This window comes from Streptomyces sp. CC53, from assembly GCF_001865245.1.
Classification (GTDB): Bacteria; Actinomycetota; Actinomycetes; order Streptomycetales; family Streptomycetaceae; genus Streptomyces.
On record NZ_MKXB01000137.1, the window covers coordinates 20,510 to 29,613 of the forward strand.

Consider the following 9,104-nt stretch of genomic DNA (forward strand, 5'->3'; position numbering starts at 1 on the left):
CTACTCCCGTCCGAGCGGTCGGAGTTCGTATTTCGGATTGAAGAGGACCCTGCGGCCCTGGCTGATGCAGATCCGGCCCGAGGCGACGAGCTTCCGGCCCGGCTCTATGCCGACGATCTCGCGCCGGCCGAGCCACACCACGTCGAGGGGGGCCGTGCCGTCGTAGAGCTCGGCCTCCAACGCCGGCACGCCGGCCCGCGGGCGCAGGGTGACCGTCCGCAAGGTACCAGTGACCTTGACGATCTGCCGGTCGCCGCAGTCGCAGATCCTGGTGCAGCCCGTCGTCGCCGTGTCGTCGCCGGACGCGTCGGTGTCCGGTCGGGCCTGCGGACCGGACAGCCGGTCCAGCAGGCGGCGCAGGGGCCCCCGCTCCACGGGCCTGCCTGTACGCGGTGCAGCACTCATACCGAAAGCCTACCGGCCGCTGCTTTCACCCGTTCGGCTCCAGCGGTGGCGCCGCCGCCCGGGAGGTGCTGCGGGGGCGGCTCGGCGGTTCACCGTTCGAAGCGGTACCCCATGCCCGGTTCCGTGACGAAGTGCTCGGGGTGCGAGGGGTCCTTCTCCAGCTTGCGGCGCAGCTGGGCCATGTAGACGCGCAGGTAGTTGGTCTCGGTGCCGTACGAGGGGCCCCACACCTCCTGCAGCAGCTGCTTCTGGCTGACGAGCCGCCCGCTGTTGCGGACCAGCACTTCGAGCAGGTGCCACTCCGTGGGGGTGAGCCGCACGTCCTTGCCGTCGCGGTGGACCTTCTTCGCCGCGAGGTCGACGGTGAACGAACCGGTCTCGACGACGACGAGTCCCTCGTCGCCGTTGCCGCCGACGGGTTCCGCCCGGCGGACGGCGGCCCGCAGCCTGGCCAGCAGCTCGTCCATGCCGAACGGCTTGGTGACGTAGTCGTCGGCGCCCGCGTCGAGGGCCTCGACCTTCTCGTCGGAGGTGTGGCGGGCGGAGAGCACGAGTATGGGCACGCGGGTCCAGCCGCGGAGCCCCCGGATCACGTCCACGCCGTCCATGTCGGGCAGGCCCAGGTCGAGGATGACCACGTCGGGGTGGCGTCCGGCCGCCAGGTTCAGTGCGGTCGCCCCGTCGGGTGCGGCGTCGACCTCGTACTTGCGTGCCTTCAGGTTGATCACGAGGGCGCGTACGATCTGCGGCTCGTCGTCGACCACGAGCACCCGTGTCATGAGGTGGCCTGCTTTCTCTCGGTCCCTTGGGCGCCCGCCGCGTCCCGTGGCCTCATTGTGCTGGAGCCACGGCACCGCCGGCGGCGCAGCGTCGACCTTACGGCCGACACTCGGACCGATTCGGCCGCAGGTGCGGCTTCCTCGACGGTATTGACGGGATTCTGACACGCGGACCCCGCGCGGCAGCCCCGCGCGGGACCCGGGCACGGCGTCTGCCCACCGGGGCCAGGTCCGGCTCCCCTGGGGCAGCCCGTGCGGGCGCCGCGGGGGGCGGGACCGGTGTCACCCGTACGGGAGCACCGGCGGCAGCCCGCGCAGGGGGCAGGGGCGCAGGTCCCCGGGGCCACAGCGCCGCAGAGGCCCGCGGCCGGGGGTGCCTCCCGGGCCGAGGGCCTCCGTGGTGTCGTCGGGGTCAGCGGACCTCGGTGATCTCGGGGCCGCGCTGCAGCTGTCCCATGTCACCGGAGAACCGGGAGCCCTGCGCGTCCGACTGGATGCCCTCGGGCACCATCTGGGCGTCGTTGGGCAGCTTGAGGACGATCGGGTCGCGGGGGGCCATCGGGCCTTCGCCGCGGACGACCACGGTGTCCCGGAAGATCTGCTCCAGCAGCCCCGCGGCCTGCGGCTGGACCGCGCCCTGGCCGGAGATGACGCCCCGCAGGAACCAGCGCGGGCCGTCCACGCCCACGAAGCGCACGAGTTGCACCCCGCCGGTGCCGTCGGGCAGCTGGACCGGGACCTGCGCGCGCAGCTCCCAGCCGAGGGGGCCCTCGACCTCGTCGATGACACCGCCCTGCTGGGTGATGCCGGAGGCGATCTCGTCGCGGACCTCGCCCCAGATGCCCTCGTTCTTGGGCGCCGCGAAGGCCTGGAGCTGGATCGCGCTGTCGCTGAGGACGACGGTGGCCGCGACGATCGCGTCACCGGCGACCTCCACGCGCAGCTCCATGCCCTCGACGCCGGGCACGAAGACGCCGCCCAGGTCGACCCGGCCGTCACCGGGCTTGGCGACCTCGGAGACGTCCCAGGGGCCGTCGGGGCGGGGGGCGGGCGGCAGGTTCATCCGCCGCCGGCCCGTGCCGGCCTCGTCCTCGTCCACATCCTCGGCGCTGTCGGTCGTGTCGACAGCGGCATCGACCTGCTCGGCCTCGCTCGCCGCGGTGTCGGCGGCACGGCCCTTCTTGCGACGTCCGAACACGTCACTGTCCTTCCCGGTCGGATACGACCGCAGCGTATGGGTTCCCACCCGTCCAGCCCTCCACGGCGGCGTGACCGCCAGTGGACCCGAAGCCCCCCTCGGCCCGTGCCGAGCCGGGAAGCTCCGCCACCTCGTGGAAGCGGACCTTCTCGACTTGCTGAACGACCATTTGGGCGATCCGGTCGAACCGCTCGAACCGTACGCTCTCGCGCGGGTCCAGGTTCACCACGATCACCTTGATCTCTCCACGGTACCCGGCATCGACCGTCCCCGGGGCATTCACCAGGGCGACCCCGCAGCGGGCGGCCAGTCCGGAGCGCGGATGTACGAAGGCCGCGTACCCGTCCGGGAGGGCGATGGACACCCCGGTCGGCAGGACGGCGCGTTCTCCGGGGCCGAGGTCGGCCGCCTCGGTCGTGACGAGGTCGACGCCGGCGTCACCGGGGTGCGCGTAGCCGGGCAGCGGCACGTCGGGGTCCAGGCGCCGGATGAGCACGTCGACGGGGGTGCGGGGGGACGGGGACATCAGGGGTTCACCTCGAAGGCGCGGGCCCGGCGGACCTGGTCGGGATCGGCCATGACCGCCTGGATCTCCTCGGTCCTGCCGTTGTCGATGAAGTGGTCGACCTTGACCTCGATGAACAGGGCGTCGGCGCGGACGGCGACGGGACCGTCGGGGCCGCCGATCCGTCCGGTGGCCGTGGAGTAGATCTTGCGGCCGTGTACGGCGGTGACCCGGGCCTCCAGGTGGAGCACGGACCCCACGGGCACGGGCGTCACGAAGTCGGTCTCCAGCCTGCCGGTCACGGCGATGACCCGCAGGAGCCAGCCCAGGGAGCCCAGGGTCTCGTCCAGTGCGGTGGCGAGGACACCGCCGTGCGCGAGGCCGGGAGCGCCCTGGTGGTCGGCGGTGACGGTGAACTCGGCGGTGACGGCGACGCCCTCGTCCGCCCGGGCCTCCAGGTGGAGGCCGTGCGGCTGCTCGCCGCCGCAGCCGAAGCAGTGGGCGTAGTGGGACCCGAGGAGCTCACCGGGTGCGGGCGCGTCGGGGTGCCGTACCGGCGGTACGGCGTCCGCGGGGGGCGTCAGTGCAGTGCTCACAGCCACCAGACCTTACCCGCGCGGCGGCCCCTGGTCCTCACCGTGCCAACCTTGAGGGCATGCAGCCTTCCGACCGTGCCTCCGCTCCGCAGGACCAGGACGCCGCGCCGCCCGGCGCGCAGGCCGCCGCCCTGGGCCCCGCCTCGTACGACGAACGCCTCACCGCTCCACGCGCGTGGTGGGTGATCGCCGCGCTGCTGGGGCTCTCCGGTGGGCTGGTGGTGCTGCCGCTGGGGCCCGTGCCGGCGTTGGCCGCGGTGATCGCGGCGGGCGCGGTGGCCGCCGCCGCGGTGAGCGCGTACGGCTCGGCGCGGGTCCGTGTGGTGGCGGGTTCCCTGGTCGCGGGGGGCGCCCGGATTCCGGCGGCGGCCCTGGGCGAACCGGAGGCGCTGGACGTGGAGGAGGCGCGGGCCTGGCGGACGCACCGCGCGGACCCGCGGGCGTTCATGCTGCTGCGCAGCTACGTGCCGACGGCGGTGCGGGTGCCGGTCACCGATCCGGAGGACCCGACTCCCTACGTGTACGTGTCCACGCGCGCCCCGGAGCGGCTGGCAGCCGCCCTCCGGCAGCTCTCGGCTTCTGCGGCCCCCTCCGAGGACTAGCCGCTCCCGGGCGTCCCCGGGCGTCGGTGCTCTCCGGCGAGCGCATGCGTCGCCCGCCCGGGCGGCGGCACCGCACGGCCGCCTCTCGCCCGCCGGGCCGTCGACCACCTGTCTGCTCCGGCCCCCTGCCGCCCGGCCCGGGGCCAGGCGGCGGCGTCAGGCGTCTTCCGGGCTCGGGTCGTGGTGGCCGGGTGACTCCAGGGCGAGCGGCTTCCGGGTGCCGGGGAGCTGGTGTCCGGGGATCTGCCCCATCGGGTCCAGGGGGTCCGCGGGCTGTTCGAGGGGCGGCAGGGCCCGCAGGGCCTCCCAGGGCACGCGCCGGGTCCGCAGGTCGCCTCGGACTCGCTCGGCGAGCTTCCTGGTGTCGCGGCGGTTCATGACGGCGCCCACGGCGGCGCCGACGAGGAACGGCATCAGGTTCGGCAGGTTGCGGACGGTCCGCTTCATGACCTGCTGGCGCAGTTCGCGCTTCATCCGGCCGCCGAACGCGGCGTTCACGGAGGCGGGCTTCGTGACGTCGATGCCGCGCTCCTCCGTCCAGGAGGTCAGGTACGCCAGGGACCGCTGCCGCAGGGTGCCCGGCGGGCGCAGCCCGTACACCTCGTGGAGCTCGGCGATGAGCTTGATCTCGATGGCGGCGACACCGGTGATCTCCGCTGCCAGCTCCGCGGGCATCGCGGGCGGCACCGGGAGCATCGCGGCTGCCCCGACGCCGGCGCCCACGGTCGCGGTGGCGGCGGCGGCACCGGCGATCAGCTTGTCGGCGAGCTCCTCGGGGCCGAGGCCGGGGAACTGCCGACGGAGGGTGGCGAGGTCTCTTACGGGGATGCGCGGGGCGAGGTCGATGATCCGGTCGGCGACGTGGCCGACTCCGGTGCGGGCGCTCTGGGCGCTCCTCTGCAGGCCGCGCCGGACGGCGTCCGCTCCGCGCGCGCGGACCGTGCGGTGGCCGTCGGCGGGGGCGGCGGCCGTCTCCCGGGCGGCGAGGGCGCCGTCCGCGCGGGACGCGTCGGGGCCGGCCGCAGCGTCCTGCGCCTCATGCGTGTCGGCGGTGGTCCCGGTGTGCTGTGCGCCGGGCGTCGGGGCCGGGTGGTCGCCTGTGTCCGGGCCACCGGACGCGGGGCCCGCGGCGGGGGCGGAGGTACCGGTCTCGTGGGGGGCGGCGTCCGGGCGGGTGCGTCGGCGGCCGAGGAGCCGTCCCGCGCGTCCGCCGCGGCGTGGCGGGTCGTTCGGGGGCGGGGCGGTGCGCCCGTCGTCGGTGCTGTGCGCGGTGTGGTCCGGCTCACGGGCCATCGCGGCGTCCTCCGGGGCTCCGTCGGCCGGGGTCTGCGCGTCGTGCGGCGGGCGGCTGCCGTCGGGGGTTCCGGCGGGTCCGTCGCCGGGCTGCGGCTCCCCGTGGGTCCGGGCGGCTCCGGTGGTCTGCCACGGCTGTGCGTGGTGCGGTCCGTCGGTGTGCCCGTGGGCGTTGCCCGCCCGACCGGCGGGCTCGGGGGCGTCGGCGCTGTGCACGGATCGGTCCTCCCGGGATGCGTCCGGCTTCCGGGTGCGGTGCGGGCGGCAGGGGTTGCCCGCGGGCTGCTGCCCGGGCCCGCTGAGGGTGTTCTGTGCGTGCGGGAGCCCGTCGGGCCCCTGGTCCGCGTGCGCCGGCCCCGCGGGGGGCACGGCACCCGTACCTGCTTCGAGCGAGGCCGTAAGGCCTCGCTCGGGGTCACGTGCGTCGGGGGAGGGCAGGGGGGCGGGATGCTCGGTGGGCGCCTTCTGGGCGCCCTGCCCCGGGCCTGTGCCGCCCTGATGGGCTGCCTCCGGCTTGCCAGGCTTCCCTGGGAGCCGGAAGCGCCGTTTCCGGTTCGGGACGTCGCCTGCCAACGGGCCGACCGACCTCAGTCGCAGTCCCGGCAGATCGGCTGGCCGTTCTTCTCCCGGGCGAGCTGGCTGCGGTGGTGCACCAGGAAGCAGCTCATGCAGGTGAACTCGTCGGCCTGCTTCGGCAGGACCCGGACGGCCAGCTCCTCGTTGGAGAGGTCGGCGCCCGGAAGCTCCAGGCCCTCTGCCGCCTCGAACTCGTCGACGTCGACCGCGGAGGTCGACTTGTCGTTCCGCCGGGCCTTCAGCTCTTCGAGACTGTCCTGGTCGACGTCGTCATCGGTCTTGCGTGGGGTGTCGTAGTCCGTAGCCATGTCACTCTCCCCCTCTGGGTGTTTGCGGTGTCTCCAGCGCACGTAACGCGTGAGAGGCCGGACTTGTGCCCGACCTGAGGCGGAGATTTTGCCTCACATCAAGGTCTGTTACTCAATCGACACCCAACCGGGCCCCTCACGAGTGATCCGGTTTGGGTGGCGAACGGGACCGTACACGGTCGGGACCGCGCGCCGCACAGGCACCACCCCGTGTACTTCCCGTAATCTCCACCCCTAAAAACTCGGACTTTTCATGGTTTTCCGGGGCGAAGATCGGTCACGTAGGGTGATCATCTGACAGTACGCTGTTGTGATCGATCACACAGGGGAGGGTCTCGGTCGTTCCGGAAAAATTCCGCGTACAGCGAACAGCCGTGCCCTCCAGGCCGGTGTCAGAGGGGCAGAGTGACGCGCATCACAAGCCCGCCGCCGGGCCGCGGCTCGGCGGTGATCCTGCCCCCGTGGGCGCGGGTCACGGACCGCACGATGGACAGCCCCAGGCCGACCCCGCGGTCGCTGCCGGTGCGCTCCTGGCGCAGCCGACGGAACGGCTCGAAGAGGTTGTCGATCTCGTACGCCGGGACGACCGGGCCGGTGTTCGACACGGTCAGCACGGCCTGGCCCTGCTCCACGGCCGTGGTGACCTCCACCTGGCCGTCCTCGGGCACGTTGTAGCGCACGGCGTTCTGCAGCAGGTTCAGGGCGACGCGCTCCAGCAGCACGCCGTTGCCCTGGACCACCGCGGGGGCCGTGCGCACGCGCAGGTCCACGCCCTTGTCGTCGGCCTCCCCGCGCACCTGCTCGATGGCCCGGGCCGCCACCTCCGCCAGGTCGACGGGCTTGCGCTCGACGATCTGGTTGTCACTGCGGGCGAGCAGCAGCAGGCCCTCCACGAGCTGCTCGCTGCGCTCGTTGGTGGCCAGCAGCGTCTTGCCGAGTTCGCGCAGCTCGACCGGCGCGCCCGGGTCGGACAGGTGCACCTCCAGCAGGGTGCGGTTGATCGCCAGGGGCGTGCGCAGCTCGTGCGAGGCGTTGGCGACGAACCGCTGCTGAGCCGTGAAGGCCCGCTCCAGCCGCTCCAGCATCTCGTCGAAGGTGTCGGCGAGCTCCTTCAGCTCGTCGTCGGGGCCGTCCAGCTCGATGCGGCGGCTCAGGTCGGAGCCGGCCACCTGGCGGGCGGTGCGGGTGATCCGGCCGAGCGGGGACAGCACCCGGCCCGCCATGGCGTAGCCGAAGGCGAACGCGATGATGCTGAGGCCCAGCAGCGCGAAGAGGGAACGCCGCAGCAGGTCGTCCAGGGCCAGGTCCCGCTGCTGCTGGAGGCACTCCGCCATGGCCACGTTGTACTGGTCGCTGGTCGGGGAGGGAGGCAGCCGGCACCAGCTGGTGGTGGCCTCCACGTCGCCCCGCACCAGCGTGAACGGCAGGTCGCCGACGCTGATCTGGAGGGCCTGCGCGGTGAGCAGGTAGATGATCGACAGCAGCAGGATGCCCGCGATCAGGAACATGCCGCCGTACAGGAGGGTGAGCCGTATGCGGATCGTGGGCCTCAGTAGCGGGCGGGCCTGGACCCGGGGGTCCCAGGTGGGCTTCGGGGGCACCGGTCGCGGTGGTGACGTGCCGGCCACGGCGGTCAGATCCGGTACCCGGAGCCGGGCACGGTGACGATCACCGGCGGCTCGCCGAGCTTGCGGCGCAGCGTCATCACCGTGACCCGCACGACGTTCGTGAAGGGGTCGGTGTTCTCGTCCCATGCCTTCTCCAGCAGCTGCTCGGCGGAGACGACGGCGCCCTCGCTGCGCATGAGCACTTCGAGGACGGCGAACTCCTTGGGCGCCAGCTGCACCTCCCGGCCGTCGCGGAAGACCTCGCGGCGGTTGGGGTCGAGCCGGATGCCGGCCCGCTCCAGGACGGGGGGCAGGGCGGCGGTGGTGCGGCGGCCGAGGGCCCGTACGCGGGCGGTCAGCTCGCTGAACGCGAACGGCTTGGGCAGGTAGTCGTCGGCACCCAGCTCAAGGCCCTCCACACGGTCGCTCACGTCCCCGGAGGCGGTGAGCATCAGGACCCGCGTGGCCATGCCGAGCTCGACGATCCTGCGGCAGACGTCGTCGCCGTGGACCAGCGGCAGGTCGCGGTCCAGGACGACCACGTCGTAGTCGTTGACGCCGATCCGCTCCAGGGCGGCGGCCCCGTCGTACACGACGTCGACCGCCATGGCCTCACGGCGCAGTCCGGTCGCCACCGCATCGGCGAGCAGCTGCTCGTCCTCGACGACGAGTACGCGCACGGCGCTGTTCCTTCCTCCGGGCCCGGATGCGGGCAGGTCTTCGGACAAGTTCGGCACGCCCGGGGTCGGGCGTGCGCAGCCCATCCTGCCCCTTACGCGCGTAAACCGGCAGTAAGGGGGCCTGCGGCGGCCGCCGGGGCCGGTGCCGGGACCCCTCAATCGCGACAGAGCCCGGTTCCGGAGGTTTCTCGGCGGAGCGCGTGGGGGAGGACGACTGCACACCCGAGATCACGCCCTGTGTGTGGCACGCCACGGGCCGCTCTGTCCCCCAGAGACCGTCAGGCGCTGTGCGTGATCGGACCACCCTCGGCACACCCCCGTGCCGCCGACCCATGACGAGGGGGCGCACCATGGACGCTTTCACCGCAGGACTGCTGCAGCGCATAAGGGCCACGGAGAGTGACCTGACGCGCGCTCGCGCATCGGGGGACGAGTTCCTCGTCGATGTGGAGCAGGCCGAGCTCGACGACCTGCGCCGCCTGGCGGCCGAGCACGGGGTCGAGGTCACCTCGGTCGGTTCCTGAGCAGCGGCGGGCCCGGCCCGCGAGCGGGGGC

Annotated in this window: 11 protein-coding genes; 2 read left to right on the forward strand and 9 right to left on the reverse strand. The window is 73.4% G+C overall.

The window, feature by feature from the left end; all coding sequences use genetic code 11:
• From BJP40_RS12570 to BJP40_RS12590, 5 genes are all read right to left on the reverse strand, one after another.
• The gene (locus BJP40_RS12570; protein ID WP_071280440.1) at positions 1–405 is read right to left on the reverse strand and encodes an OB-fold nucleic acid binding domain-containing protein; all 405 of its coding nucleotides are present in this window, start codon (positions 403–405) and stop codon (positions 1–3) included.
• Positions 406–494: 89 nt separating this feature from the next.
• Positions 495–1,184: a response regulator gene (locus BJP40_RS12575; RefSeq protein ID WP_071270735.1), complete on the reverse strand. Its 690-nt coding sequence runs from the start codon at positions 1,182–1,184 to the stop codon at positions 495–497.
• 412 nt (positions 1,185–1,596) lie between these two features.
• Positions 1,597–2,382 carry a DUF3710 domain-containing protein gene (locus tag BJP40_RS12580; protein ID WP_071270738.1) on the reverse strand — a complete coding sequence of 262 codons (786 nt, stop codon included), beginning with the start codon at positions 2,380–2,382 and terminating at the stop codon, positions 1,597–1,599.
• Position 2,383: 1 nt separating this feature from the next.
• Complete coding sequence (gene dut / locus BJP40_RS12585; RefSeq protein ID WP_071270741.1) at positions 2,384–2,908, reverse strand: dUTP diphosphatase; 525 nt, start codon at positions 2,906–2,908, stop codon at positions 2,384–2,386.
• Positions 2,908–3,492, reverse strand: a complete 585-nt coding sequence (locus BJP40_RS12590) for a PaaI family thioesterase (protein ID WP_107408048.1) — start codon at positions 3,490–3,492, stop codon at positions 2,908–2,910. Before BJP40_RS12590 ends, dut begins: the two co-directional genes overlap by 1 nt.
• Positions 3,493–3,542: 50 nt before the next feature.
• Between BJP40_RS12590 and BJP40_RS12595 the strand changes: the two genes are divergently transcribed.
• Positions 3,543–4,085: a DUF3093 domain-containing protein gene (locus tag BJP40_RS12595; RefSeq protein ID WP_079169432.1), complete on the forward strand. Its 543-nt coding sequence runs from the start codon at positions 3,543–3,545 to the stop codon at positions 4,083–4,085.
• Positions 4,086–4,241: 156 nt separating this feature from the next.
• Here the strand turns inward: BJP40_RS12595 and BJP40_RS34235 are convergent, their stop codons facing one another.
• The 4 genes from BJP40_RS34235 to BJP40_RS12615 form a co-directional block, all read right to left on the reverse strand.
• Complete coding sequence (locus tag BJP40_RS34235) at positions 4,242–5,378, reverse strand: hypothetical protein (protein ID WP_371258633.1); 1,137 nt, start codon at positions 5,376–5,378, stop codon at positions 4,242–4,244.
• A gap of 587 nt (positions 5,379–5,965) precedes the next feature.
• On the reverse strand, positions 5,966–6,262 hold the full coding sequence (locus BJP40_RS12605) for a DUF4193 domain-containing protein (protein ID WP_010471668.1): 297 nt from the start codon (positions 6,260–6,262) through the stop codon (positions 5,966–5,968).
• Between the two features lie 392 nt (positions 6,263–6,654).
• On the reverse strand, positions 6,655–7,890 hold the full coding sequence (locus tag BJP40_RS12610) for a cell wall metabolism sensor histidine kinase WalK (protein WP_071280441.1): 1,236 nt from the start codon (positions 7,888–7,890) through the stop codon (positions 6,655–6,657).
• A 5-nt stretch (positions 7,891–7,895) separates the two neighbouring features.
• Positions 7,896–8,549 carry a response regulator transcription factor gene (locus BJP40_RS12615; protein WP_071269958.1) on the reverse strand — a complete coding sequence of 218 codons (654 nt, stop codon included), beginning with the start codon at positions 8,547–8,549 and terminating at the stop codon, positions 7,896–7,898.
• A 350-nt stretch (positions 8,550–8,899) separates the two neighbouring features.
• On the opposite strand from BJP40_RS12615, the gene BJP40_RS34240 reads away from it, so the two are divergent.
• Positions 8,900–9,073, forward strand: a complete 174-nt coding sequence (locus tag BJP40_RS34240) for a hypothetical protein (protein WP_175499972.1) — start codon at positions 8,900–8,902, stop codon at positions 9,071–9,073.
• Positions 9,074–9,104: the final 31 nt, after the last annotated feature.